The organism is Luteimonas sp. KH_071, from assembly GCF_057838005.1.
Map to the genome: position 1 here is coordinate 3,620,918 of NZ_CM174458.1, position 26,640 is coordinate 3,647,557.

The following is a 26,640-nucleotide window of genomic DNA, read 5'->3' on the forward strand; positions in this document are numbered from 1 at the left end:
AACGCCTCCGGTTGGCAGGTCGCCTGCCTCGCGACGGTGCGCCGAACCGGAATCACTGCACTCACGCGACACAGTCCGGGTGACTCAATCCAGCCGGATCATCCCTTGGGGGCGGGTTCCGTTCTGCAGCGCATCGCGACTGTCTTTTCGCAACGCCTCCGCTTCAGAAGCCTTGCGGCATACACGCTTCGTGTGGTTGCTGCCGATCGGCTTTTCGCGCGTGCAGATCGTGCGCTCCGCCTGACGCTGCGATGCCGGGCTTGCCTGGGCCGACGCATCGTCGGTCGTGAGCGCTTCGGCGGAGTTGGACTGGGGCGTATCGGATGCCAGCACCGAAACACCGGAGGCTCCGAACCCCGTGAACGCAATCGAAAGAAGAATCGCTCGTGATATCCGCATGGCCTGCTCCTGCATGAAAAGGTCGTCCAGTCACGCAGACTAGAATATCGGGACGCTCATTCGGTTGTCGGATTGTGGCGTTTGGGCCGTGCGTCGGCGCATACGCCTCCATGCACCAGCGTTTATGGTGGTTATGCGTATTCACTTGACGCCGCCCGATCGAGTGCCATCAAGCACTTCTGGAGCCGGTTGACCGTCGGCCGTCGCGGTTCCCGACCCGCTGGTACGTTGGATTCCGCGCCCTTGATCCACGCGCATTGTGCAGTGCGCTGGAGTCGATCTCCGCCCGCATCGACAACGCAACCAGTTCCGCCTGCAGTTTTCTGACCAGGCGATCTCACCAGCATTCGAGCCGGTCGCTTGGCACCTGGACGCAACTCGACCGTCGAAGACCGCAGCATATGCCGATCGGTGCGCGACCACGAGCGGCTCCCGCCTGAGTCGGAAGGAGCCGCCGCAACCCTGAGGGACCTGCGCGTCAGGCCGCCTTGTTTCCGTAGAACTGCGCCTCTTCCGTCGAGCCCGTCAACGCGGTCACGCTCGACGCACCGCCCTGGATCACCGTGGTCACGTCGTCGAAGTAGCCCGCGCCGACTTCCTGTTGATGCGAGACGAAGGTATAGCCCTTGTCGCGCGCGGCAAATTCGCGTTCCTGCACCTGTTCGACGTAGTGCTTCATGCCTTCGCCGCGGGCGTAATCGTGGGCGAACTGGAAGCTGTTGAACCAGTTGATGTGGATGCCGGCCAGGGTGATGAACTGGAACCTGTAACCCAGCGCGGCCAGGTCGTCCTGGAAACTCGCGATCTGGCGGTCGTCGAGATTCTTCTTCCAGTTGAAGCTCGGCGAGCAGTTGTAGCTCAGCAGCTTGCCGGGGTGCTTGGCGTGCACGGCCTGGGCGAACTCGCGGGCGAAGCCGATGTCCGGCGTGCCGGTCTCGCACCACACGAGATCCGCATACGGCGCGTAGGCCACGCCGCGGCTGATCGCCTGCTCCAGACCGTTGCGCACCTTGTAGAAGCCCTCGGCCGTGCGCTCGCCGGTGACGAAGGGCGCATCGTTGGCGTCGAAGTCGGAGGTCAGCAGGTTCGCGGCCTCGGCGTCGGTCCGCGCGAGCACGATCGCCGGCACGCCGAGCACGTCCGCGGCCAGACGCGCGGCGACCAGTTTCTGCACGGCTTCCTGCGTGGGCACCAGCACCTTGCCGCCCATGTGGCCGCACTTCTTGACCGCGGCCAGCTGGTCCTCGAAATGCACACCCGAGGCGCCGGCGACGAGCATGTTCTTCATCAGCTCGTAGGCGTTGAGCACGCCACCGAACCCGGCTTCACCGTCGGCGACGATCGGCAGGAAGAAGTCGATCGCGTCGCGTTCGTCGAGCTTGCCGTCGGCAATGTTCTTCCACTGGATCTCGTCGGCGCGCTGGAAGGTGTTGTTGATCCGGCGGACCATCGTCGGCACAGAATCGTAGGCATACAGCGACTGGTCCGGGTACATGGTCTCGGAACTGTTGCCGTCGGCCGCGACCTGCCAGCCGGACAGATACACCGCTTCCAGGCCGGCCTTGGCCTGTTGCATCGCCTGGCCGGCACTGATCGCGCCGAAGGCGTTGACGTAGCCCTTCTTTGCATCCCCGTTGATGAGATTCCACAGCTTCTCGGCGCCACGTTTCGCGAGTGTGTGCTCGGGCTGCACGCTGCCGCGCAGGCGCACGACGTCGGCGGCGGAATACGGCCGCTGGATGCCATTCCAGCGCGGATTGGTGGTCCAGTCCTGTTGCAGGGCGTCGATCTGTTGCTGGCGGGTGGTCATGGCGGAACTCCTTCGGAGTAGTGATTCGTGATTGGTGATTCGTGATTCGCAAGAGCGGCTGATCGGCGTCGGACCGTGCTTTGGATGTGTCCAATCACGAATCACGAATTCACCAATCACAGCGCTTCACAGGCGCGCGTACGCCGGCAGCGTCAGAAAGTCCTCGAGCGTGTCGCGATGCGTGAGGTCTTCGAGCAACGCGATGGCCTCGGCCACGCGCACCGCGCCGGGAATGTCCTGGCCGGCGAGCTTGGACGGCAGCGACAGCAGCACGCGGTCGAGCAGGGCCTCGTCGATCGCGGTGCCGTCGTCGAGATGCAGCGGCGCGTGGCCGTCGTCGGCGTAGTGGATCCACTGCCAGAGTTGCGCGCGGGCGATCTCGGCCGTCGCGGCGTCCTCCATCATGTGGTGGATCGGCACGCAGCCGTTGCCGTCGAGCCAGGCGGCGATGTACCGCACGCAGACTTCGACATTGCCGTCGAACCCAGCGCGGCTGATCGTGCCGATGGATGGCGCGATCAGATCGTCGCGGTCGACCAGCACGTCGTCGCGCGTCATCGCATGCTGGTGCGGGCCGCGCATGCGCTCGTCGAAGATCTGCTTCGCCAGCGGAATCAGTGCCGGATGCGCGACCCAGGTGCCGTCATGACCGGCGGTGACCTCGCGCAGTTTGTCGGCGCGCACGCGCGCCATCGCGGCGTCGTTCGCCGCCTCGTCGCCCGCGATCGGAATCTGCGCCGCCATGCCGCCCATCGCATGTACACCGCGGCGGTGACAGGTCTGCACCAGCAGTTCCGAGTACGCCTTCAGGAACGGCTGCGTCATCGTGACCTGCGCGCGCTCGGGCAGCACGCGGTCGCGGTGGCGACGGAACGTCTTGAGGTAGGAAAAAATGTAATCCCAACGGCCGCAGTTGAGCCCGGCGATGCGGTCCCGCAGTGCGTACAGAATCTCGTCCATCTCGAAGGCGGCCGGCAACGTCTCGATCAGCACGGTCACGCGGATCTGGCCGGCCGGCAGGCCGAGCGTGCGTTCGATGTGGGCCAGCACGTCGTCCCACAGCTGCGCCTCTTCCATCGACTGCAGCTTGGGGATGTAGAAATACGGGCCCCGGTCCTTCGCCGCGAGCGCGTGCGCGTTGTGGAAGGCGAACAGCCCGGCGTCGAACAGCGCGCCCGACATCGGGGCGCCGTCGATGCGCACGTGCTTCTCGTCCAGGTGCCAGCCGCGTGGCCGCACGATCAGCACCGCACGCTGGTCCTCCGGCTTGAGCGCATAACGCTTGCCGGCGGGCGAGGTGAAGCTCAGCGTGCCTTTGATCGCATCGCGCAGCGCGCGCTGGCCGGTCAGCAGGTTGTCCCATGTGGGCGACGTCGAATCCTCGAAGTCGGCCATGTAGCAGTTCGCGCCCGAGTTCAACGCGTTGATGACCATCTTCGGATCGACAGGCCCGGTGATCTCGACCCGGCGGTCGCGCAGCGCAGCCGGCAGCGGTGCCACGCGCCACTCGGCGTCGCGGATCGACCGGGTTTCAGCGCGGAAGTCAGGCAGGTCGCCGGCATCGAACGCGGCCTGCCGATTGCAGCGCGCGGCCAGCAGATCCAGCCGCCGGGCGTCGAAGTGGTCGTGCAGATCGGCCAGGAACGCGAGCGCGGCAGCGTCCAGCAGGTCGGCCGGGGCGCCGGCGGGCAGGGTGATACGCGGATCCTGAGCGGGAGGAACAGACTTGATCACGGCATTCACGGGAGCGGTCCTTTCGTGTGCAGCAGCGCTATTGCGGTGCAGCAGACCGTCCTCCCACGGCTGATATTTGACAACCGAGTTCTGTCAATGACTATCATCAGCTGCACTTATACGAAGACTGCGATGTCCGCCAAGTCCCCGTCAGACCTCAGGTTTCCGTACAAGAGCGACCGGCTCAAACCGCTGCGTGCGTTCTGTCAGACCACGCGATTGGGCTCAGTCTCACGGGCCGCAGAGGCGCTCTACGTCAGTCAGCCGGCGATTTCGCTGCAGCTGCAGGCGCTGGAACGCGAGCTCGGGGTCAAGTTGCTGGAGCGCAGCGGCCGGCGGCTGGTGCCGACCCGCGAGGGTGAAGTGCTCTATGCATTGGCGACCCCGCTGGTGGAGGGTCTCGACGGCCTGCCGGCGGCGTTCCGGCGTGAGATCAGTGGTCTCGATGCCGGCGAACTCACGGTCGCGGCGAACAGCTCGACGATCCTCTATCTGCTGCCGCGCATCGTGGACCTGTTCCGCCGCCAGCATCCGGATGTGCGCCTGACGCTGCAGGACGCGATCACCGCCGACGGGACCGACCTGCTGCGCAGCGATGCGGTCGATCTCGTGGTGGGATCGATGGTGGACGTGCCCGGCGACCTCAGCTACGCGCCGGTCTACCGGTTCGATCCCATCCTGCTCACCCCGCCCGATCACGCCCTCGCCCGCGCGAAGACACTCACTCTGGAAGAGATCGGCCGTTATGGCCTGATCCTCCCGCCCAAACGCCAGATCACCTACCGGCTCGTCGACCAGGTCTTCCAGCAGGCCCGCGTGCCGTACACCGTGGCCCTGGAAGTCGGCGGCTGGGAGGTGATCAAGCAGTACGTCGCAATGGGGATGGGCATTTCGATCGTCAGTGCGATCTGCCTCGACGACAGCGACAGCGCACGACTGGCGACGCGATCGGTCTCCGAATGGTTTCCCCCGCGCACCTATGGCGTGGTCGTCCGCAAGGGCAAGGTGCTGTCACCGCAGGCGCGGGCGTTCATCGAACTGATCCGGCCGGATCTGTTCGTGCGGCGGGATCACGAGGACGCAGGGCATTCGGAGCGGTAACGATTACCTGGGCCGCGCGTTCCGCGGCGCCGTCTGACAGTGCAATTGCGTGTCGCGATGCCTTGGACGCTCCAAGACAGGAAAGCCCGGCCGAAGCCGGGCTTTCGATGTATCGAAAAGACGAAGCGGATCAGCCGGCAACCGCCAGCTTCTCCTGCCCATAGCGCCACACCGCCAGCATCCACAGCGCGGCCGCCAGCGCCAGGCTCGCGCCCAGATACACACCCCACACCTCCGGTGCGATCGGTTCGGCGCGGATGATCTTCAGCAGCAGCTGGTTCTGGGCGAGGAAGGGCACCGCGAACTGCCACAGCTCGGTCTTGATCGGATTGATCATCAACACGAAGCTCGGGACCATCGGCAGCAGCATCAGCCAGACGATGTGGCTCTGCGCTTCCTTCATGCTCTTGGCGGTCGCGGCGAGGAACGTCAGCAGCGAGGTGCCGACGAACAGCATCGGCAGCAGCACCAGCAGCATCTTGCCGATCGCACCGAAACTGACATCGAGCAGCCGCGCCGAGCCGCCGCCCATCTGTGCGCTGATCTTGAACGCGAGCAAGGTGAGCAGCAGCGAACACATACCGATGATGCAGGCCGCGGCGATCTTGCCGCTGACGATCGCACCGCGCGAGGCCGGCGTGGCCAGCAACGGCTCCAGCGACTGGCGTTCGCGCTCGCCCGCAGTGGCGTCGAGGATCAGATAGGAGCCGCCGATGAAGCTCGACAGGATCAGCAGGTACGGCAGCAGGACCGCCAGCATGATGCCGCGCTTGGCTTCCTCGCTCGCCGTGTCGCGCGTGCCGACCGCGACAGGTTGCACCACCGCCGGATCGATGCCGCGGGCGAGCAGGCGCAGCGCGCCGACCTGCTGACCGTAGGCGGCGATCGCGGTGCGCACGCGGCGCACCGGCGTCTCGGCGTTGCGGCGCGTGCTGTCACTGATGATCTCGACCGTCGCCGGTCGACCGGCATGCCAGTCCTCGGCGAAGCTCGCCGGGATCTCGATCGCCACGTCGATGTCCTGGCTGGCGATCGACGCCTCGAGATCCGCCGGTGCGTCGACGGCCTGGATGCCGAGCGTCGCCAGATGCGCGACGAGATTGGGCGCGTGTTCGGCGCCGATCACCGGCACCTCCAGCACCCGGTCCATCTCGGTCTTCATGCGCTTCTCGGCCATGAAGTTCATGCCCAGCATCAGCAGCGGATACATCAGCGGGCCGAGCAGCAGCGCCATGAACAGCGTGCGCCGGTCGCGCGCGATGTCGAGCAGCTCCTTGCGCACCACGCACCACATCCATTTCAGGTTGCTCATGCCAGCAGGCCCTCCTCGGAACCGATCGCACTGACGAACGCGTCTTCCAGGTTCGGCTTGCCGAAACGCTCGCGCAGTTCGTCGGCGGTACCGTCGGCCACCACGCGGCCCTTGGCGACGATGACGATGCGGTCACACAGCGCAGCGACCTCCTGCATGATGTGGCTGGAGAAGATCACGCAGCGGCCGTCATCGCGCAGCTTGAACAGGAATTCGCGCATCGCGCGCGTGGTCATCACATCCAGGCCGTTGGTCGGCTCGTCGAGAATCACGTTGCGCGGGTCGTGCACCAGCGCGCGCGCGATCGCGGTCTTGGTGCGCTGGCCCTGGCTGAAACCCTCGGTCTGGCGGTCGAGAATCTCGCCCATGTCGAGCTGTTCGCTGAGCACGCGCGTGCGCTCGACGATCTCCGCCTTCGACAGACCATGCAGCTCGCCAAAGTAGCGGATGTTCTCGCGTGCGGTCAGGCGCTTGTAGACGCCACGCGCGTCCGGCAGCACGCCGAGCACGCGGCGCACCGCAGCCGGGTCCTGTGCCGCGTCGATGCCGTCGACCAGGACCTGGCCGCTGTCGGGCTTCATCAGCGTGTAGAGCATGCGCAGCGTCGTCGTCTTGCCGGCGCCATTGGGTCCGAGCAGGCCGGTGATGCGGCCGTCCTCGGCGGTGAAGTCGACGCCGTCGACCGCTTTGACCGTACCGGTCTTCGTCTTGAACGCCTTGTGCAGTTGCTGGGCCGTGATCATCGGCGGAGCTCCGGAAGAAAGAGGGAAGTCGACTGGCGAGGCGCGGTCACGGCGACCACCCGTTGAAGCTGGTGAACGGCGGCACCGCACGCATCGCATCGAGGCACGTGGCGTCGAGTGCTTTCGCATCGGTCGATTCGATGAACTGCGCGAGCAGCTTGGGCGCGCAGCCCAGCGCGAACGTGCCGTGGCTCTGGCCCTTGAACACGAGGTGCCGGCCGTTCGGCAGGCCGGCCAGCACGCGCTCGGCATAGGCCGGCGGCGTGACCGGATCGAGTTCACCCGACATCAGCAGTGCCGGCACGTCGGACTGCAGCGCCGCCGTGTGATTCGCCGGTGGTGTGCCGGTCGGCCAGGTACGGCAGGCGCCGAAGAACATGCGCGCGACGTCCGGCCCGAGAATGGTGCCTGCCGCGCGGCCATCCTCGCGATACTGGCGCGCGTCCTCGGCGCAGATCACCGACCACTGCATGCCGCGGGTCATCGAGCCGCCGAAACTGCTGTTCATCAGCTGGTAGAGCGACATCAGCGGGCCGTAGCGGCCCTGCGCCGCTTCATCGAGCATCAGCGGCAGCAGCGATGCGGTCTGCGGCTGGTAGGAAAACAGGAACGCCAGACCGGTCACGGTGTCCGGCGTGATCGTGCCCTGCGCTTCGGCGCCGGTGGTCGGATCGCGATAGGTCACCGCGGCGGGCGTGGCCCGCAGCGTATCCAGCACACCGCGCAACTGCGCCTGCAGGTCGGTGGGGAAGCGCTCGCGGCACTTGGCGTCCTGCGCACACTGCTTCGACTGCAGCGCCAGGGCGTCCTCGAAGGTGTGCGCGAACTCGCCCCCGATCACCAGGTCATTGGGCGCGACGCCGTCGAGCACGATGCTGCGCGTGTGCTGCGGATACGCCATCGCGTACTGCTGCGCGACACGCGTGCCGTAGGACCCGCCGACCAGATTGATCTGCTCGGCCCCGAGCGCTGCGCGCACGGCGTCGAGATCCCGGATCGCATTGCCGGTCGTGTAGAAGCGTGGATCGGCGCGACCTTCCAGGCCGGCGAGGCAGCGCGACACGTAGTCATCGATCACGGCGTCGCTCGGCAGGGCGACGGTGTCCAGCTCGAGGGGTTCGCCGTCGGCGCCGCTACAGGTGAGCGGGTTCGAATCGCCCGTGCCGCGCTGGTCGACCAGCACGATGTCGCGCTGGCGGCGCACCTCGCGCAGGCCGGCGTTGATCTGCGCGGCCAGTTCGGTCGCCGCCTGGCCGGGTCCGCCGGCGAGGAAGAACACCGGGTCGGCGGTGCCGCCGTCGCTTGCGTCCGCAGGCAGCCAGGCGATGTTGAGGCCGATCCTGCGGCCATCCGCCGCATCCGGGTTCTCCGGCACCTCGAAGGTCGCGCACTGCGCCTCGACGCGCGTGGCGGCATTGCCGCCGTCGAGCGTGCAGGCGTGGAACGGGGTCTGCCCGAACATGCGCGCCGGTCGCGCGTCATCGCCTCCGGTGGGCGCGGGCGCACCGCCGCTGCAGCCGGCGAGCGTCGCGCCCGCGGCCAGCGCCAGCAGGGAAAACCTGATTGCTCTCATGGAACGTCCTCGAACAGGAAAATGGATTCGATGGGCTCGGCGAACTCGCGTGCGATCCGGAATGCCAGCGGCAGGCTGGGGTCGTACTTTCCGGTTTCGATCGCGTTGATCGTCTGTCTCGATACATCCAGACGTTCGCCCAGCTGTGCTTGTGACCAACCGCTGGCCTCGCGCAGTTCGCGCACCCGGCTCCTCATGCCGGCGGCCTCATCCGTACCGCCGCGCGACGACGGATTTCGCGAGGCCATAGGTGCCGCACACCAGCGGGAACACCCACAGCATCGCCGCGCTCGCCGGCACGTCGATGACCCGCGCGGCCTGCAGGAAGCCGGCGGTCATGTAACCGAAGGACACCAGCGCGGCCGCGATGCAGACCGCCTCGAGTTCGATGCGTTGCTGGAGTTCGTCGACACCGCGGATGAAGCGCACCATCGCGCGCAGCACGAGCGCGATCGGCACGATCGGCAGCAGGGCGATGACCGCACGCAGCGCCGGCGCGTCGATCTCCCGCAGCAGGACCAGCGAGACGATCAGCAGCCCCACGTAGGCCGCCATGCCGATCAGCAGCTCGCGCGTGTAGCGGCGCTGCGCCGGCCCGAATGCGGTCGCGCAGTCCCGCTCCGCGGTGAGCACCGCCGCGGCGATGAGGCCCATGCCGGCGAGCAGCACCAGCAAGGGTACCCAGCGCGACACCTGGGGCATGCCGAACCGCAGACCGATGGCGGCGCCCATCAATCCCAGGGCAAGACCGAAGAAGAGGCGTGAACGTGACATGGCGGGTCCATGTGTCAAGTGAGCTTGACAGCGAGCATCGTGGATCGATCCACGACCTGTCAAGCACCCTTGACACCACGATCGACAATCGTCGGAGCGCGTAGGCCCTCGACGAACAACGCGCTTTGCCTGCGCCCGCGCTCGCGGCGGCGCGCTACGCCAGCACGGCCAGCCGTTCCGCGAAGACCAGGCGGCTCGCCGCGTCGGGAATCCGATCGATCAGGCCGCGCGCGCGCTCGACGTGCATGCCGACTGCCGCGTCGTCACCGTCCAGCCGGGCGATCTCCGCATCCAGCCATGCGCGATACGGCGACAGATCCATCAGTCCGCCCTCGCAACGCAGGCGCCAGGCCGATAGCAACGCGCGGTCCTCGACCAGCAATGCGGCATGGCTGGCGAGCATGACCGCGATGCCGCTCTGGAAGACCGGGGGCGCGGTGGCGAAGGTCGCGGTCAGCGCCAGAGCCTCGGGTCGGGCGGCCTCGGCATCGCGGCGATCGATCGCCCGCGACAGCCGCAGCATCTGCGCGGTCTGCTGCAGGCCGCTGCTGGCGATCACGGCGTCTCCGGCCGGCAGTGCGGCCTCCGGCCAGTCGCACGGGCGCACGCCGGCCAGGCTCAGCGCCATCAGCTGGTTGATCTGCAACTGCAGCGCGGCGTCGGGCGTACGCCGCAGCAGGTCGAGCAGGCCGCGCCCGTCCGAGCGCCAGCCCTGCACATGCAACGGAATGAGATTGCCCAGTCCCAGTGTCGCCGCGCCCAGCGCCACGCCGATCAGCGTGCCGGTCAGCCAGGCCGGCATCGGCAGCCACGCGACCAGCGCAGCGAGCAGCGCCGCGGTGAACAGGTTTGCCAGCGGGCCGCCGATCAGGAACACCATCTGGTCGGCCCGCGACAGGCCGCGGCTGCCTCGCGGCAACAGCGCCGCGAACCCACCGATCCCCCGGATGCCACCGCCGTTGCGCCAGCGCCAGCGGTCGTCGCCCCCGCGTTCGCAGCGCAGCGGCCCCACGCCGAACGCGATCGCGTGCATGCCGCGCGACAGTCCCGCCACCGCATGACCGGCCTCGTGCACGACGATGTGCGGCCACAGCGACAGGAAGAACCCGGCCAGCACCGCGAACCCCGTCGATGGCGGCAGCGCTTCGAGTAGTGGCAGACCGATGGCCGCGACGCCCGCACCGACCACGCCACCACCGACGAATCCGCCGAGTACCGGCAGCAGGCGACGCCACCAGGCACGTTTCGCCGGCGCCGCGTCCGCCGCAGGCGGCATCAGCGCGGCGATCTCGGGGTCGTGTGCAGTGCGAGTATCGGTGTCCATCCCGGTTCCACTTCCTCTTCCGGTTGCCGGCCTCACCCTGCGGCGACCGTGCGCCCGGGTCACCCTGCACTGCGCATCCGGAGTACGGCGACTGCCTGCAGGCGGCTACTTGCTGCTGACGTACTTCTCGCGACGGATCAGCGGCACCGGCAGGCCGAAGCCCTTGAGCGCCTCGAACGTCGCGTCGACCATGTTCGGATTGCCGCACAGGTAGGCGATGTCACCTTCGCCGGGCGCGAATTCCTCGAGGAACTGCTGCACATAGCCGTGGCGCACATCGGCATGCGGCGCGTCGGGCAATTCGCGCGAAAAGCACGGCACGAAGCGGAAGTTCGGGTGCGCCTCCGCGAACGCGCGGAAGTCGTCGCCGTACAGCAGTTCGGCCGGTGTGCGTGCGCCCATCAGCAGCACGATCTCGACGCCGCGCTCGGCGATGGCGGTTTCCAGCAGCGGCAGCATCGCCCGGTACGGGGTGACCCCGGTGCCCGTGCCGACCAGCAGATAGCGGCGGTTGGTGTCCTGCGGCATCAGGCAGAAGCGGCCGAACGGGCCGCTGGCCTGCACCGTGCTGCCGAGATCCATGCCTTCGAACAGCGCGGTTGCGGCGCCACCTGGCACATAACTCACCGCCACGTCGATCGCCTCGCCCGGACCGATCGCGTGGTCGTGGATCGTCGCCAGCGAATACGAACGCTTGGTCGGGGTGCCGTCGGCGTATTCGAAATGGATCTGGATGAACTGCCCGGGGATGAAGTCCAGCGGCTGGCCGTCGTCGCGGACGAAGGACAGGTGAGCGACGGTCGGCGCGACCATGCGCCGCGCGACGAGCTTGATGGGGAATTGCGTGATGGCCACTGCGGGGATTTGTCCGTGATTCGGCGAGCGTCCGGCGCTGGCTGCGGCCGGTAGGGCTCCATGCGCCTATGGTAGCGGGTCGGTGACGGGCGCCCGGTGCACAGGCCGCAACACCGCGTTGTGCCGCTGCACCGCCCCACGCGTGCAACGCGCCGTTGCGGCCGGGCCCGTCGGGGCGTCCCTATACTACGGACCCCCGCCGCGCCATCCGCGGCACGAGCGATGGACCATGTCCCCGATTCCCCAGGCAGACGCCGCCCTTTCGGTGCGCGATCTGCGCAAGACCTATGACGGCGGTGTCGAGGCCCTCAAGGGCATCTCGCTCGACGTCGCGCCCGGCGATTTCTTCGCCCTGCTCGGCCCCAACGGCGCCGGCAAGTCGACGCTGATCGGCATCATCTCCTCGCTGGTCAACAAGACCTCGGGCGACGTGCGCCTGTTCGGCACCGATCTGCACACCGACCGTGACGCGGCGATGCGCCTGATCGGTCTGGTGCCGCAGGAAATCAACTTCAACATGTTCGAGAAGCCGCTCGACATCCTGGTCAACTACGCGGGCTTCTACGGCATCCCGCGCGCCGAGGCGATGGTACGGGCCGAAGAGGAACTCAAGCGCGCACAGCTGTGGGACAAGGCGACGACGATGTCGCGCACGCTCTCGGGCGGCATGAAGCGGCGGCTGATGATCGCCCGCGCGATGATGACGCGCCCGCGCCTGCTGATCCTCGACGAGCCCACCGCCGGTGTCGACATCGAGATCCGCCGCGGCATGTGGCAGACGCTGAAGGAGATCAACGCCGCCGGCACGACGATCATCCTGACCACGCATTACCTGGAAGAAGCCGAGAGCCTGTGCCGGAACCTCGCGATCATCGATCGCGGCATCATCGTCGAACAGGGTCCGATGCGCGTGCTGCTGTCCAAGCTCGACGTCGAGGGTTTCATCTTCGACATCGACGGCACGCTCCCCGCCACGCTGCCGCCGATCGAGGGCGCTGAACTGGTCGCGACCGACGACCACACGCTGGATCTCGACATGCCGCGCGCGATGGATCTCAACCGCGTGTTCGCCACGCTCGACGGCGCCGGCATCCGCGTGCGTTCGATGCGCACCAAGTCCAACCGGCTCGAGGAACTGTTCGTGCGCATGACCGGCCCCAATGCCGCCTCGCAACAGGAGCAGACGGCATGAGTACGAAGACCACCCACACCGACGTCGCCGCCGTCGAAGGCACCGCGCAGCGCCACTGGGTCGCGCTGTACACGATCGCCCGCCGCGAGATCGTCCGCATCCTGCGCATCTGGGGCCAGACCCTCGTGCCGCCCGCGATCACGATGACGCTGTACTTCCTGATCTTCGGCGGCCTGATCGGCGCGCGTGTCGGCGAGATGGACGGCATCCGCTACATGGATTTCATCGTGCCGGGCCTGGTGATGATGAGCGTGATCCAGAACAGCTACGGCAACATCTCGTCGAGTTTCTTCGGCGCGAAGTTCGGCCGCCATGTCGAGGAACTGCTGGTCAGCCCGATGCCGAGCTGGGTGATTCTCGGCGGCTACGTGATCGGCGCGGTGACGCGCGGCCTCGCCGTCGGCGTGATCGTGCTCGGCATCGCGATGCTGTTCACCACCGTGCGCATTCCGCATCCGCTGGTGACCTTCGCCACCGTGCTGCTGGGCGCGACGATCTTCGCCCTGGCCGGCTTCGTCAACGCGGTCTACGCGAAGAAGTTCGACGACGTCGCCATCGTGCCGATCTTCATCCTGACCCCGCTGACGTATCTGGGCGGCGTGTTCTATTCGGTCTCGCTGCTGCCCGGCTGGGCCGAAACCGCGACACACGCCAACCCGATCTTCTACATGGTCAACGCATTCCGTTACGGCCTGCTGGGCGTCAGCGACGTGTCGCTCGGTGTGTCGTTCGCGCTGATGATCGGCTTCGTCATCGCCCTCGGTGCGCTGGCGCTGTGGCTGCTCAAGCGCGGGATCGGATTGCGCAGCTGACCCGATTCGCTTGACATCCTTTTGTGCGGCCAACACGCTTCCAGGCCGCACAACATGGACGTCGGGGAGCGCGCGTATGACGCACACGGATGCCGGAGCCTCGCATCAGGCGCGCTTTGCGCATAACGGCGAATGAGTCTGCGCGCCTGGAACCAGGCTGGAACTCCAGCCCGTCCTGGTACGGGGATGCTGCTGGGTCTGGGCTCGCTGATCGCGGCCCTTGCAGCGACGGGTTGCGCGGAACCGGTGGATACCGGATCTATCGATACCGTCCCGTCCGGGTCGGCCGCTGGGACGATGATCGGCACCGCGTATGCAGACCTGCATCTCGAGTTCGTTGATGCCGGAAGCAATCCTGACAAGCGGACCTATCTTGCGAAGGTTGCCCTCTGCGACGAGGCCGGACTCGGCGGACGCCGCCTGTCCGAAGAAGACTTCGGCAAGCTGGGCACGGCGCGTGCGCAGGTCTGGTCGGGGCCGGACCGTATCGCCTACCGCTACGAGCGCTTCCGGGCGCCGGGCGGCTCATTCGAAACCGGTGACCGCTGTGTGTTCGAGCTGGTGAGTTCCGGTTACCACCGTTATGTCGATGCGACACAAGACGCGTCGATCACGCTCGACAGCGGCGCATCGGCTTCTGAACCGTCGCCGCCTGCGCACATCTGGAATCGCTGGGCCACGTCCACAGATGGGGGTACATCCGCGCCGACGCGAAGCGCGGCCGGCGTCGACTGCGTCGAGCAGTCACTGGCGGGGGGAGGCACCTACTGCCTGTGGGCCGGTGGTGGCGCGTACGGCTTCGACCAGGCGGGTTCGCCATTGTCGGAAGTCCGCGGCATCGGTCATCTCCTCAACGCGCTGGTAGTGGACCAGACCCCGGATCCCGGCGGCGCCGGAATCCGGGCCAGCCTGCAGGCGCTCGTGCTCGACGATGTCTCCGCCCTGTCAGACATGAAGCCGAGGCCGGCGACCGCCAAGCCGGCCCACGGCGCAGGCGGGCGAAAATGACCCGTCGCATCTCCTCGGCTTCCCCAATGCAGCAGTAAGCCCGGGTTGGCAGCATGCGGCTGGCGTGAGGCTCTTTGTTTCAACATCATTGGAAAGGAATCCATGCATCAGACGGGCAGTGACGGGAAGGCTATGCGGGCCAGTTCGCACACGCCGGGGGTGCGGTGTCGGCTCACCGTGGTACTGGCGATCGTGCTGTCCAACCCGGGCTGCGCTGGCGCTACTCCAGAGGGCGACGCAGTGCGCACCGTGCAGGATGTCGCCTGGTTCGAAGGTATGCGGAGTAACGGTGCACGCGTCGACGAGGTCGAGAACTGGGCTGATTGGCTGGAGCGGCCCTGGGTTTCGGAGGCGGGTGATCCGATCGGTTTCCATGTCCACCGTCTCGGCGGCGCTCCGGAACCGAACCTGGTGGACGAAGCGAGGGTCACCACCTGTACGCAGCTATTCGAGGCCGATCTACGCGCGCTGCAGCCGCCCACGCAGCGTGAGCGCGTGCCGTACGCGGGCGTTCGGCGGCAGTGCTACGCGGCCCGCGTGATCAGCCAGGGCCTGACGGCCGAGACGTCGTTCGTGACCGATTTCGAAATGGACGAACCGACGTTTCGCACCCTGCCCGCGCAACTGGTGACCGTCATGTCACCGGGACGGCAGGCCGCGCGAGTGGATGAGATCCTCCGTAGCGGCGGCACGCTGGGTGAGGCCATCGACGACACGATGGATGCGCCCGCGACGGACGCCTCCGGTATCGAGCGCCTGAAGCAGATTGCATTCGTCGATCAGGACGGCTGGCGCCAGGACTGGACCTGGCTGGCACGCGGGGATTTCAATCACGACGGGGTCGAGGATCTCCTGGTGTCATCGAGACTGCGCGCGCCTGTGAGCGAACATCTCGACGACTACCGGCTTTTCCTGCTGACCCGTCGTGCTGCGGATTCTCCGATCGAATTGCTGCAGGAAATCCCGCTCTCCGCTGGAGACGAGAAGGACGCATGCAGTGATCCGGTGATCCGATGCGGACGTGAAATCGTGCGTTGAGCGTGGAGTCGCTCCATCCGCTGAAACGTCCATAGCAGCGGTCGAGGTGACGATCGCGAGCGCGCGTCGGACGCGTGCGTGAAGCGGGTGAGATTCTGTTGAGGTTTCGCACGTCACGAGCACGCTCAGGACGTGGCATGGGTGACCGGATCGGGCGCCCCCAACTGCAAGGAGATGTGGGATGTTCGGATCGCGTTGTGTACCTGCCGCCTGTCTGGCACTGCTGATCGCTGGTTGCACGGCCGAGGATGCCGTTGCGCCGGCCGATACCGGCGACGCCGTGGACGCTGCGGTGGTCGAGCAGTCACCCGACGTCGATGCCGACGTGGCGACCCACCCGGCCCCCGATACGCAGACCGACGCGTCCGACGGGACGGCCGTTGCCGGTTTCGACATCGAGGCATTGCCGGTCTCGGAGCATCCGCTGGGCGAGTTCCCGTTCTTCACGGTGCCCGCGGGGTACCGGGAAACCGCCAACACCACGCGCCGACTGGAGTTCGGCGAAGCCATGTTCTGGACCGGTTCGGGACTCGAACGGGTGGAAGGACGCGTGTACTCGACCGGTATCCGCGCCGACCGTCAGGCATCCGCCGGGACGTTCTCCGACCTGGAGGTCGTGCGCAACCTGCAGCACGTGGTACTCGCCGCCGGCGGCGTGGAACTCGCGTCGGGCCAGACCCCCGCTGATCTGCGTAAAGAGATGACCGAGGCGATGGCCCAGCACCATCCCGAGGCCAAATGCTGGGGCCACTCGGTGCAGCAGGTGTTCGTGCTGCGCCGGGCGGAGGGCAACGTCTGGGTGCGCACCTGCCGTGGCGGCAGGTATGCAGGCCTGATCGTGATCCAGCAGCAGCCGCTGGAGGTCACCTCCACGCTGTTGCCGGCCAGCCGGTTGCAGCAGGCGCTGGCCGACGCCGGCCGTGTCGCGCTGCAGGTGCATTTCGCAACCGACCGCGCGGAGATCCTGCCCGACTCCCAGCCGCAGATCGCAGCGATCGTCGAGCTGTTGCGGGCCGACGACACGTTGTCGCTGTCGGTCGAAGGCCATACCGACAACACCGGCGACGCCGCTCGCAATCGCACGCTGTCACAGGCACGCGCTGCGTCCGTGGTCGCCGCGATCACGGATGCGGGCATCGCGGGGCATCGCCTGGCATCCGTGGGTCACGGCGACACCCGACCCGTCGCCGACAACACGACCGATGACGGCCGCGCGCAGAATCGCCGTGTCGAACTGGTGCGACGGGACTGACACGCCGCCGGAAAAACCGCGTGGGGTAGCATGGCCGGTCACTCGCTATCGGCGACCATGCCAGTGACCACACGCTTCCGCATCCCGCATACGCTCGTCCTGCTGTTCCTGATCATGATCGCTGCGCTGGTCGCGACGTGGCTGCTGCCGCAGGGCAGCTTCACCACCGAGGCAGATGACGCGGGCCGGATGATGGTCGTGCCCGGCACGTATGCGGTGCATGCCGAGCGCGTCTGGCTCAGCCCCGCCGCGCTGTTCACCTCGGTGCCGCGCGCGCTCGCAGACGCCCAGGCGATCATCTTCTTCCTGCTGATCGTCGGCGGCGCGATTGCGGTGCTGCGCGCGACCGGCCTGATCGACGCGCTGCTCGGCTGGTTGCTGCGCACGCTGGGCGGGCATCCGGCGCTGCTGATCCTGTTCGGCACGGCCGCCTTCGCCGCCGGCTCCGGCACGCTCGGCGTGTCCACCGAATACATTCCATTCGCGGCGGTCCTGGTGGCGCTGTGCCTGGCCATGCGTCTGGATGCGATGACCGCGATGGGCATCATGATCGGCGGCTACGTGGTGGGCTACGGCGTGGCCTGGACGAACCCGTACACGGTGCTGGTCGCGCAGGACATCGCCGAACTGCCGCCAACTTCGGGCATCGGCTTCCGGCTCGCGCTGTTCCTGCCGTTCGTGCTGATCGCCGCGCATCACGTGTGGCGCTACGCACGCCGCGTCGCCGCCGATCCGGGCGCAAGCCTGATGGTCGGTATCGACAGCGCAGCGCCGGCCGCCGCCAACGAGCATCCGCCGTTCGACCGCCGCCACGCGGCGATCGCCGTCGTCGTCGTCGCCGCAGTCGTGCTGATGGTCTACGGCATCTCGCAGCGCGGCTGGTATCTCACCGAACTCGGTGCGCTGTGGCTGGTGGTCGCACTGGCGGCGGGCCTGATCGGCCGGCTCGGCGTGGACGAGACCGCGCGGCGTTTCGCCGCGGGCGCCGCGGAACTCGCGGTGGTCGCGCTGCTGGTCGGCTTCGCGCGGTCGATCGCATTGATCCTCGAAGACGGCCAGGTGCTGCACACCATCGTGCATGCGGCTTCGATGCCGCTGTCGCGGCTGGGGCCGGAACTGTCGGCCGTGGGCATGCTGCTGATGCAGACGCTGATCAACTTCTTCATCCCGTCCGGCTCCGGCCAGGCGTTCGCGACGATGCCGATCATGACCCCGCTGGCCGACGTCGCCGGCGTCGAACGCCAGGTCGCGGTGCTCGCGTTCCAGTTCGGCGACGGCTTCGCCAACCTGATCCTGCCGACCAACATCGTGCTGATGGCGATCCTCGGCATGGCCGGCGTGCCGTACGACCGCTGGTTCCGCTTCGCCTGGCCGCTGATGCTCAAGCTGATGGCGGCCGCGTCAATCGCGCTGGTGATCGCAGTGTGGATCGGCTACGCCTGATGCGCCGCGTGCAGTGCAGGGCCTGACGCCACCCGCCACCGCCGGCTACCATCGCGACATGCGAATCCTCGTTCTCGGCGCCGGTGGCACCGGCGGTTACTTCGGCGGTCGCCTCGCGCAGGCCGGTGTCGACGTCACCTTCCTGGTGCGTCCCGCACGCGCGGCGCAGCTCGAGCGTGACGGCCTGCGGATCCGCAGCGGGCTTGGGGACGCGCAGTTCCCGGTTGCGCATATCACCGCCGACGCGCTGCCTGCGCTTGCTGCGGACCGGCCGTTCGATCTGGTGCTGCTGAGCTGCAAGGCCTACGACCTCGACAGTTCGATCGAGGCGATCGCGCCGGCCGTCGGTGCGGACACCGCGGTGCTGCCGATCCTCAACGGCCTGCTGCATTACCCCGCGCTCGATGCGCGCTTCGGCGCGGAGCGTGTGCTGGGCGGACTGTGTTTTATCAGCGCGATGAAGGGCGAGGATGGCGAAGTGGTGCACCTGCCGTCGCCGCCCTCGATGACCTTCGGCGAGCGCGATGCGGCGCATAACGGCAGTGCGCGCACGCGTGCGCTGGAGGCGGTGTGCGCAGACGCCGCCGGCTTCGACGCGGTGCGCAGCGACAGCTTCATGCAGGCCGCCTGGAACAAGTTCACCTTCCTCGCCGCGCTGGCCGCAGCGACCTGCCTGATGCGCGCCAGCATCGGCCGCATCGTCGAGACCGATGGCGGCACCGCATTCCTGACGGCGCTGCACGACGAATGTCTCGCAGTCGCCGCCGCGGACGGCCATGCGATTCCGGTCGAAGCCGCGCAACAGGCGCGCACGTTGCTGACCAGGGCCGGCTCAACGGTCACCGCCTCGATGCTGCGCGACCTCGAAGCCGGACAGGATGTCGAGGCGCTGCAGATCATCGGCGACCTGCGCGCACGTGCGCGCGCAGCGGATCACGCGGTGCCGCATCTCGATGCGGCCTGGGTGCATCTGCAGGCCTACCAGTCGCGCCGCGAGACGCCGCAGACGCCCTGAAGCAGAACGCCTGGCCTTCGCAACGCCTTTGCTAGGCTCGCCGCTCCCCTGATGGAGATGGCCGCATGACGCTTCCCCGTACCCGACGTTTCGCCTGCCTGCTCGTGCCCGCGGTGTTCGGCCTCGCCGCGTGCAATCCCGCGCCGCAGCCCGCGACTGATGAGGCAGCGCAGACCCAGCCGGTCGAGGACACGCAGACCCAGCCATCGGAAGCCGCGCAGGCCCAGATCGAATCGGGCACACCACCGGTCGATGCCCCGCTGACGGGCGACGCCGCCACGACGATGCTGACCCAGATCGCCGGGATCGCCGGCGCGATGCACGCCGCCGCGAAGCTGTGCGACCCCAATGTGTCGGACGCGCAGCTCAACCAGGCCAAGGACCAGCTGCGCCAGGAGTTCACGAAGATGGGGGGCGATGTCGGCACCTTCGACGGCGAGTTCGCCTCCGCGCACGAAAAGACCAACGCCCAGTTCACCCAGGCCACGCCGTCGCAGCAGAAGCAGATGTGCGACGAACTCGAAGCGATGGCGTCTCAGTCGACGCCCACGCCTGCCGGCTGAGGCCTCTGGCTTTTGAGCACCTCTTCCTATGGGGGAGGTCGACGCGCACGGCGCGTCGGGTGAGGGATGGAATAGAGGAAGCGTTCACAAGCGCCCTCATCCGCCCTTCGGGCACCCCGTATCAAGTACGGGGCAGGCTCTTCTCCCAGAGGAAGAAGGGCTGAAGAAGAGAAGCGCTGTAACACGCAGCGTTGACCGGTCAGGCGCCGATCCATCGGCAGCAGCGAAGCAGCACCTCTCCTTCTGGGAGACGGGCTCCGACGCCACAGTGACCAGGTCTGTCCTTGTTCGTCATTCCCGCGAAGGCGGATGCGCTTTTCAACAGCCAAATGGCTGGTCAATCCAGCGCCTTTGTTTTCAACGGCTCGAGAGCCTCTGGATTCCCGCCTCCGCGGGAATGACGATTTTCAGCGTTGCTCTAACGCCACTCAATCCTTGAAATCCCCGCCGATAAACACCGACAACGCCTCCGGCTGCAGATGCCGCTTCATCGCCGCCCGCACCGCTTCCGGCGTCAGCGCACGCAACTTCTCTTCGAACGCCGCCGAATACGCCATGTCGCGGCCGGTGTAGAGATTGCTGTCGAGCATGCCGACGAGTTCTGGATCGTTCGCGCGTGAGGTGCGGCGGGCGCGCAGCATGCCTTCGAGCGCGTCGTCGAGCTCGGCCTGGGTGATGCCTTCGCTGCGGATGCGCTGCAGTTCTTCGCGCATCGCGGTTTCCACCTGCGCCATGTTTTCCGGCGCGGCGATCGCCGACACGCCGAACGCACCCGCATCGTCGAATACGCTGGCCGAGAAATTCGAGCCCACGCCATAGCTCAGGCCTTCACGCTGGCGAATGCGGTCGCCCAGACGCGACTTCATGCCCGAGCCGCCGAGGATGTAGTTGCCGATCAGCAGCGCCGGGTAATCCGCGTCGTCCTGATTGATCTGCAGGGACTGCCGCGCGACCAGCGTCGCGTTCGCCTTGTCGGGCGTGACCAGTGTCTGGCGCACCGCCTCACGCGCGACGTACGGTGTTTCGATGCGCACGAACGGTGTCGGCAGCGCCCAGTCGCCGAACAGGTCTTCGAGTTGTGTGCGGACCGCATCCGGATCGACATCGCCGACCACCGCGATCGTCGCGCCCTCGCCCATTCCGTAGAAATCACGGTGGAACGCGCGCACGTCGTCGAGATGGAGGCCTTCGATGTCCGCGATGCGTTCGTCGAAGCTCTTCGCATAGTACGGATGGCCCTTGGGAAACACGTTGAAGTGCTGCGACAGGGCCTCGTTCGCCACCGCGCCCGGCTCGGTCATACTGTCGCGGATGCCGGCCAGCTGCCGGTTGCGCAGCTGGGTGAACTCGCTCTCCGGGAACTTGGGGGTGCGCAGCACATCGGCGACGAGATCGAGCAATGCGCCGACATTGTCGCGGTCGGTGGTTGCCGCGACCGTCACCGTGGTCGCAGTACCGCCGATGCTCAGCGTCGAGCGCAGTGCAGTAAGCCGCCGCGCCAGCGCCGCACGGTCGAGCTGCCCGCTGCCGCGCATCAGCATCGTCGCTGTGGCAGAACCGGCCATCGCGCGATCCTGCAGGCGTGTCGCATCGCCCAGGCGCAGGCTCATCCGCAGTTGCACCGAACCACCGCGCGTGGACTTGTCCAGCACCGCGAGCTTCGCGCCGTTCGACAGTGTCGCCAGCCTCGTGCGCGCGTCGATGTTGGCGTAGGACGGATCGAAGGCTTCGCCGGCATCGAGTGCGGGGCGGGCGACGAATCCTTCCAGTGCGGCTTCGGCGGTCGGCGCTTCGGTGATCACCACGCGTTCGACCTTGTCGGTCGGCAGGAACTGGCCGGTGGTGCGGTTGTCGCGGCGCAGGTAGGTGCCTGCGACACGTGTCACGTCATTGGCCGTGACCGCTTCGATCTGATCACGATTGAGCAGCAGCAGGCGCCAGTCACCTTGCGCGATGGCCTCGGACAGCGCAACGCCGATTGCATTGGGGTCGCGCATCGCGCGTTCATAACCCAGCAACATCTGCTTCTTGGCTTCCCCGACCTCTGTTGGTGTGAATGGTTTGGCGGTTCCAACTTCCACCAGCGTCAGCAGTTCCCTCTGCACTGTGTCGAGATCACTTCCTTCCGGCACTTCTGCGGTCAGCGTGAGATAGCCCGGCTCGTCCATGGCCATCGCCGAAACACCCGTGCTCAAGGCGCGGCCTGACTCGACCAGCGCGCGATGCATCCGGCCATTGGGTATGTCGCCGATAACCTGCGAGAGAACAGCTACAGCGGCCGTATCGGGATGGCGTCCTGCAGGGATGTGATAGCCAGCCGCTATATAGGGCGTGCTGCCGACACGTCGCACCACCACATGACGTTCGCCGTCCTGTGCGGGCTCACGCGTGTAGGTGACGGGCAATGCCCGTGTCGGCTTGGGCAGCGCGCCGAAGCTCTCGGCCACCGCGGCCAGCGCCTGTGCCGGATCGAAATCGCCGGCGATCACCAGCACCGCGTTGTCGGGCTGGTACCAGGTCCGGTAGAACGCCTGCAGCCGGTCGATCGGCACGTTCTCCACATCGCTGCGCGCACCGATCGTCGAGTTGCCGTAGTTGTGCCACTGGTAGGCCGCGCCCATCACCCGCTGCATCAGCGCGCGCACCGGATTGTTCTCGCCCGATTCCATCTCGTTGCGGACGACGGTCATCTCGCTGTCGAGATCAGCGCGCGCGATGTGCGAGTTGACCATGCGATCGGCTTCCATGCGCAGCACCCAGTCCAGGGTGTCGGCATCGGTGGAGAAGCTGGCGAAGTAGTTGGTGCGGTCCAGCCACGTGGTGCCGTTGAAGCGCACGCCGCGGCGGCGCATCTCGCCGGGAATGTCGGTGTGCGTCGGTGTGCCCTTGAACACCAGGTGTTCGAGCAGATGCGCCATGCCGGTCTCGCCGTAGCCCTCGTGGCGCGAGCCCACCCGGTAGGTCACGTTGACCGTGGTCACCGGCTTGCTCGTGTCGGGAAACAGCACCAGCGCCAGGCCGTTGTCGAAGCGGTATTCGCGGATGCCCTCGGCTTCGTGCACCGGCGCGTCGAGCTGCGGCGGCGCGGCCCAGAGCGGCCATGCGCTGCCGAGCAGCAGCACCACAACGCAGGCACGTAGACGACGTTGCATGCGGATCCCCCGTTGGCGAAGACGATCGACGAAAATAGCAGATCAGTGGCGGCCGACCGGCTGCGACACGTCAGTGGATTCACGATGATCGAGGTGCGCTACGCGGACGACTGGCTGGCCGTCGTCAACAAGCCGGCGGGCCTGATGGTCCACGACAGCGCGCTGGCGCGCGACGAGCACGACTTCCTCGCCGATCGCCTGCGCGAACAGTTCGGCCGTCCCCTGTTCCTGATCCACCGCCTCGACCGCGCGACCAGCGGCGGCCTGCTCGTGGCCTTCGATCGCGACACGGCGTCCGCGCTCGGCACGCAATGGATGGCGCGCAGCGTCGACAAGCACTACCTCGCGATCTGCCGTGGCTGGCCGGATGACGTCGTCGTCGACCACCCGCTCGACGGCGGCCCCGGCAAGCCGGTGAAGAAACCCGCGGTCACCCGGTTCACGCGACTGGCGACGACCGAACTGGCGGTGCCGTCATCGGGTTTCCCGACCTCGCGTTACGCATTGCTGCGCGCCGAGCCGATGACCGGCCGCTTCCGCCAGATCCGCCGGCATCTCAAGCACCTGTCGCATCACCTGATCGGCGACACCAGCCACGGCGACGGCCGCCACAACCGCAACTTCCGCATGCTCGGTATCCACCGCATGCTGCTGCACGCCGAGCGGGTGGGGTTCGACCATCCGCAGACCGGCGCGCGGCTGGTGGTCGACACGCCGCCCGGCGACGAGTTCGCGAAGGCGTTGTTGCTGTTTCCGGGCACCGCGACGGTGTGAGCGTCGCGGTGCAGGGTTGACTCACTCCGCCGGCGTCGCCGGATCGGTCGCAAGTTCCGAGCGCATGTCCCGCTCCATCTGCTGCAGCATCGGGATCACCAGCTGCTGCACCGCCGACATGGTGTTCTGCATCAGCAGCGGCATCTTGTCGAGCAGGTTCTGCCCGGCCGGGCTGCTGTAGAACGTCACCATCGCTTCGGCGTCCTCGGCGGTGAACGTGTCCATGTAGATCTTGCGGTACAGCGGCTGCAGCGACTCCCACGACAGCGCCGACTCCACCGCGCGCAACGACGACGCGGCGGCCCGCTGCGCGGCTTCGCGCTGCTGGGGATCGGCGTCCTGGGTGAGCTGGGCGATCATCTGCTGCTGCGAGGCCATGACCTGCGGGACCATCGCAGTCGCGGTCTGCTCGGCCCGCATCACCTCGAGCAGGCGATCGATCTGGGCTTCGCTCGGTGGTGCGGCCAGGGCGACCGGCGCGCAGAACGCGAGGGCCAGCAGGGCGGCCAGTGGGAAACGACGTGCCATCGGAGAACTCCATTTGTCCGTGAGTGGCCGCTACTGTAAACCGTGCCCACCGGGCGCCGCGCACCACGGGGTTATGCGGTCGCGGCCCGGGCCACCGTCTACAATCGCCGCCGATGTCCACGCCGCCCGCCATTCCCGAAGACGAGCTCGTCGAGCGTTTCGTGCGCGCGAGCGGTCCCGGTGGCCAGAACGTCAACAAGGTGTCGACTGCGGTGGAACTGCGTTTCGACATCGCCGGCTCGCCCTCGTTGCCCGAACACGTCCGCACGCGGTTGCTGGCGCGCCGCGACCGGCGCATCACCGAGGCCGGCGTGCTGGTGATCAACGCGCAGCGCTTCCGCACCCAGGACCGCAACCGCGAAGACGCGCGCGAGCGTCTGGCGGCCTTCGTCGCCTTCGGCTACGAAGTGCCCAAGGCCCGCGTGGCGACCAAGCCCACGCGCGGATCGAAGGAGCGACGGCTCGGGGCGAAACGCGAACGCAGTACCATCAAGCGCGGTCGCGCCACGCGCGACTGGGATTGACCCGCATTGTTGGCCTTGCGCCGAGGACGCATGAGTACTTCGAAGTATCCGTTCCTGATTCCGGTTCCACCGCGCGCGCCGCGCGTCAAACCCAGTCGTCTTGCGCGCTGGATCGGCCGCAGCATCCTGCGGCTCGGCGGCTGGCGCATCGTCGGCGAACTGCCTGACGTCTCGCGTCTGGTGTTGATCGGTGCCCCGCATTCCTCCAACTGGGACGGCATCTGGGGCTTCGCCGCCAAGGCGGCGCTGGGCCTCGACATCCGCGTGCTCGGCAAGGATTCGCTGTTCCGCATTCCGGTGCTCGGCTGGGCGCTGCGCGGGCTGGGCGTGATTCCCGTCGACCGCAGTCGCGCCTCGCGCGTGATCGAACAGGCCGCCGCCGCGATCCACGGCAAGGAGGCCTTCTGGTACGGCCTCGCGCCGGAAGGCACGCGCAAGCGCGTCGAGCGCTGGAAGTCCGGTTTCTGGAAGATCGCCAAGGCCGCCAACGTGCCGATCCTGACCATGTACTTCCATTACCCGGACAAGGTCATCGGCTTCGGCCCGATCATCCATCCCAGCGACGATCCCGACGCCGACATGGCGATGATCCGCACCTGGTACGCGCCCTTCATGGGCAAGAACCGCGGCACGGTATGACGCCGCGCGTCCGCACCGCGGTGTTCGGTGCGCTTGCGATTACAGCCGCGGTCGGCCTCGGCGTCGTGCTGCTGCAGGGGCGCAACGCCGGCGAGCGCGCGTCCACCGCGGCGCCGTCGACAGGGTCCGGCGCCGAAGTGTCGGCCGATGTCGACGCCCGCTCTGCCAGTGCGCAGGCCCGCCGCCTGGCCGACCAGCCGTTGCCGGCCGACGACCAGCCACTGCGCCTGATCCATGACGAACTTCGCAGCCGGGCCGCATCCGGTGATGCGCGTGCGGCCTGCCGGCTGGCCGCCGAGATCGAACGCTGCGATGGCCTGCGCGAGCGGCATCGCGGCTTGCAGGTGTTCGTCGACGGCCAGGACGCCGCGCTCGAGCGCGGCGCATTTCCCGAACCGCTGCGCGCGCGTCTCACGGCCGCGCAGCAGGCCCAGCGCGCGCAGATCGAGCAGCTCGGCGTCGGGGTGGTGCATTGCGAGGGCGCGCCGACGCTGAGCGCCGAGGCACGCGCCCGCACCTGGCGGCAGGCCGCACTGGCCGGGCACCTGCCATCGATGCGGCATTACGCCAGCGGCAATGCCTTCCGCCGCAGCGACCTGCTCGATGCACTTCCAGCGCTGCAGGTCTATCGGCGCGAAGCGGAGGCCATCGCCATCCAGGCGGCCGCGCACGGCGACATCGAGACCATGCGCGCCCTCGCGGTCGCATATTCGGATGGCGGCGACGGCCGCTTCCGCCCCTTCCTGGCCCAGGTGGTGGTGCCGGATCTCACCCGCGCGCTGGCCTGGTACCAGTTGCTCGACAGCCATCCCGACATCGTTGCCCTGGCCCCGCAGCAACCGCAGCGCGAAGCCATCGCCCGCGAACGCGCCAGCTTGGAGGCCGCGGCTACGCCGGCCGAGCGCGAGGCCGCCGCCCGTCTCGCGGCGTCGTTCCCGAAGGCACACGCGCGCGTGGCCGGGGATGTGCCGCCGATGCGCCGGCTCGCCACCGGCAACGGCGCCGTGCAGGACATCGCGCCTGCCACCTGCGCCGAGTCCCGGTTCACCGGCACCTGATCCGGACTTTGCCGATC

At 67.5% G+C, this 26,640-nt stretch carries 25 protein-coding genes; 13 read left to right on the forward strand and 12 right to left on the reverse strand.

The genetic code is table 11. The features are described from left to right. Window positions 1–84 precede the first annotated feature (84 nt). From AC3IRM_RS16640 to aceB, 3 genes are all read right to left on the reverse strand, one after another. On the reverse strand, window positions 85–414 hold the full coding sequence (locus AC3IRM_RS16640) for a hypothetical protein (protein WP_489204195.1): 330 nt from the start codon (window positions 412–414) through the stop codon (window positions 85–87). Between the two features lie 463 nt (window positions 415–877). Continuing rightward, window positions 878–2,209, reverse strand: coding sequence for an isocitrate lyase (gene aceA, locus AC3IRM_RS16645; protein WP_489204196.1), 1,332 nt, complete (start codon window positions 2,207–2,209; stop codon window positions 878–880). 126 nt (window positions 2,210–2,335) lie between these two features. Continuing rightward, window positions 2,336–3,952 carry a malate synthase A gene (gene aceB / locus AC3IRM_RS16650; RefSeq protein WP_489204197.1) on the reverse strand — a complete coding sequence of 539 codons (1,617 nt, stop codon included), beginning with the start codon at window positions 3,950–3,952 and terminating at the stop codon, window positions 2,336–2,338. Window positions 3,953–4,075: 123 nt separating this feature from the next. On the opposite strand from aceB, the gene AC3IRM_RS16655 reads away from it, so the two are divergent. Next, window positions 4,076–5,044 carry a LysR family transcriptional regulator gene (locus AC3IRM_RS16655; RefSeq protein ID WP_489204198.1) on the forward strand — a complete coding sequence of 323 codons (969 nt, stop codon included), beginning with the start codon at window positions 4,076–4,078 and terminating at the stop codon, window positions 5,042–5,044. 130 nt (window positions 5,045–5,174) lie between these two features. Here AC3IRM_RS16655 and AC3IRM_RS16660 read toward each other — a convergent pair whose 3' ends face one another. The 7 genes from AC3IRM_RS16660 to AC3IRM_RS16690 form a co-directional block, all read right to left on the reverse strand. Further along, entirely contained in the window at window positions 5,175–6,356 is a 1,182-nt protein-coding gene (locus AC3IRM_RS16660; RefSeq protein WP_489204199.1) for an ABC transporter permease, read from the reverse strand. Beyond that, complete coding sequence (locus AC3IRM_RS16665) at window positions 6,353–7,099, reverse strand: ABC transporter ATP-binding protein (protein ID WP_489204200.1); 747 nt, start codon at window positions 7,097–7,099, stop codon at window positions 6,353–6,355. The genes AC3IRM_RS16660 and AC3IRM_RS16665 overlap by 4 nt, the downstream gene beginning before the upstream one ends. Window positions 7,100–7,145: 46 nt before the next feature. Next, window positions 7,146–8,672 carry an alpha/beta hydrolase gene (locus AC3IRM_RS16670; protein ID WP_489204201.1) on the reverse strand — a complete coding sequence of 509 codons (1,527 nt, stop codon included), beginning with the start codon at window positions 8,670–8,672 and terminating at the stop codon, window positions 7,146–7,148. Next, the gene (locus tag AC3IRM_RS16675) at window positions 8,669–8,869 is read right to left on the reverse strand and encodes a helix-turn-helix transcriptional regulator (protein WP_489204202.1); all 201 of its coding nucleotides are present in this window, start codon (window positions 8,867–8,869) and stop codon (window positions 8,669–8,671) included. The genes AC3IRM_RS16670 and AC3IRM_RS16675 overlap by 4 nt, the downstream gene beginning before the upstream one ends. Before the next feature lie 10 nt (window positions 8,870–8,879). Beyond that, on the reverse strand, window positions 8,880–9,446 hold the full coding sequence (locus AC3IRM_RS16680; RefSeq protein WP_489204203.1) for a hypothetical protein: 567 nt from the start codon (window positions 9,444–9,446) through the stop codon (window positions 8,880–8,882). A gap of 154 nt (window positions 9,447–9,600) precedes the next feature. After that, window positions 9,601–10,770 (reverse strand): hypothetical protein, encoded by a 1,170-nt coding sequence (locus tag AC3IRM_RS16685; RefSeq protein ID WP_489204204.1) that lies wholly within the window; start codon window positions 10,768–10,770, stop codon window positions 9,601–9,603. Window positions 10,771–10,875: 105 nt separating this feature from the next. Next, entirely contained in the window at window positions 10,876–11,583 is a 708-nt protein-coding gene (locus AC3IRM_RS16690; RefSeq protein ID WP_489205955.1) for a ferredoxin--NADP reductase, read from the reverse strand. A 271-nt stretch (window positions 11,584–11,854) separates the two neighbouring features. Between AC3IRM_RS16690 and AC3IRM_RS16695 the strand changes: the two genes are divergently transcribed. The 8 genes from AC3IRM_RS16695 (at window position 11,855) to AC3IRM_RS16730 (ending at window position 19,948) form a co-directional block, all read left to right on the forward strand. Continuing rightward, on the forward strand, window positions 11,855–12,817 hold the full coding sequence (locus AC3IRM_RS16695) for an ABC transporter ATP-binding protein (RefSeq protein WP_489204205.1): 963 nt from the start codon (window positions 11,855–11,857) through the stop codon (window positions 12,815–12,817). Continuing rightward, a complete protein-coding gene (locus AC3IRM_RS16700) occupies window positions 12,814–13,629 on the forward strand; it encodes an ABC transporter permease (protein WP_489204206.1) in 816 nt (271 codons plus the stop codon). Before AC3IRM_RS16695 ends, AC3IRM_RS16700 begins: the two co-directional genes overlap by 4 nt. Window positions 13,630–13,815: 186 nt before the next feature. Beyond that, window positions 13,816–14,637, forward strand: coding sequence for a hypothetical protein (locus AC3IRM_RS16705; protein WP_489204207.1), 822 nt, complete (start codon window positions 13,816–13,818; stop codon window positions 14,635–14,637). Window positions 14,638–14,739: 102 nt separating this feature from the next. Further along, window positions 14,740–15,675, forward strand: coding sequence for a hypothetical protein (locus AC3IRM_RS16710; protein ID WP_489204208.1), 936 nt, complete (start codon window positions 14,740–14,742; stop codon window positions 15,673–15,675). 181 nt (window positions 15,676–15,856) lie between these two features. After that, the gene (locus tag AC3IRM_RS16715) at window positions 15,857–16,927 is read left to right on the forward strand and encodes an OmpA family protein (protein WP_489204209.1); all 1,071 of its coding nucleotides are present in this window, start codon (window positions 15,857–15,859) and stop codon (window positions 16,925–16,927) included. 63 nt (window positions 16,928–16,990) lie between these two features. Further along, window positions 16,991–18,370: a YfcC family protein gene (locus AC3IRM_RS16720; protein WP_489204210.1), complete on the forward strand. Its 1,380-nt coding sequence runs from the start codon at window positions 16,991–16,993 to the stop codon at window positions 18,368–18,370. Between the two features lie 58 nt (window positions 18,371–18,428). Further along, window positions 18,429–19,385 (forward strand): 2-dehydropantoate 2-reductase, encoded by a 957-nt coding sequence (gene panE, locus AC3IRM_RS16725; protein ID WP_489204211.1) that lies wholly within the window; start codon window positions 18,429–18,431, stop codon window positions 19,383–19,385. A 65-nt stretch (window positions 19,386–19,450) separates the two neighbouring features. After that, on the forward strand, window positions 19,451–19,948 hold the full coding sequence (locus tag AC3IRM_RS16730) for a hypothetical protein (RefSeq protein WP_489204212.1): 498 nt from the start codon (window positions 19,451–19,453) through the stop codon (window positions 19,946–19,948). Window positions 19,949–20,376: 428 nt separating this feature from the next. On the opposite strand, the gene AC3IRM_RS16735 is transcribed toward AC3IRM_RS16730, so the two are convergent. Continuing rightward, a complete protein-coding gene (locus AC3IRM_RS16735) occupies window positions 20,377–23,100 on the reverse strand; it encodes a M16 family metallopeptidase (protein WP_489204213.1) in 2,724 nt (907 codons plus the stop codon). Between the two features lie 84 nt (window positions 23,101–23,184). On the opposite strand from AC3IRM_RS16735, the gene AC3IRM_RS16740 reads away from it, so the two are divergent. Beyond that, window positions 23,185–23,874, forward strand: a complete 690-nt coding sequence (locus tag AC3IRM_RS16740) for a pseudouridine synthase (RefSeq protein WP_489204214.1) — start codon at window positions 23,185–23,187, stop codon at window positions 23,872–23,874. Between the two features lie 21 nt (window positions 23,875–23,895). On the opposite strand, the gene AC3IRM_RS16745 is transcribed toward AC3IRM_RS16740, so the two are convergent. Beyond that, the gene (locus AC3IRM_RS16745; RefSeq protein WP_489204215.1) at window positions 23,896–24,402 is read right to left on the reverse strand and encodes a DUF2059 domain-containing protein; all 507 of its coding nucleotides are present in this window, start codon (window positions 24,400–24,402) and stop codon (window positions 23,896–23,898) included. 113 nt (window positions 24,403–24,515) lie between these two features. On the opposite strand from AC3IRM_RS16745, the gene arfB reads away from it, so the two are divergent. Genes arfB through AC3IRM_RS16760 form a run of 3 tightly spaced genes read left to right on the forward strand, consistent with a single transcriptional unit; the run spans window position 24,516 to window position 26,623 of the window. Beyond that, a complete protein-coding gene (gene arfB, locus AC3IRM_RS16750; RefSeq protein WP_232136571.1) occupies window positions 24,516–24,926 on the forward strand; it encodes an alternative ribosome rescue aminoacyl-tRNA hydrolase ArfB in 411 nt (136 codons plus the stop codon). A gap of 30 nt (window positions 24,927–24,956) precedes the next feature. Continuing rightward, window positions 24,957–25,565 carry a lysophospholipid acyltransferase family protein gene (locus tag AC3IRM_RS16755; RefSeq protein WP_489204216.1) on the forward strand — a complete coding sequence of 203 codons (609 nt, stop codon included), beginning with the start codon at window positions 24,957–24,959 and terminating at the stop codon, window positions 25,563–25,565. Further along, window positions 25,562–26,623, forward strand: coding sequence for a hypothetical protein (locus tag AC3IRM_RS16760; RefSeq protein WP_489204217.1), 1,062 nt, complete (start codon window positions 25,562–25,564; stop codon window positions 26,621–26,623). The genes AC3IRM_RS16755 and AC3IRM_RS16760 overlap by 4 nt, the downstream gene beginning before the upstream one ends. Window positions 26,624–26,640 lie beyond the last annotated feature (17 nt).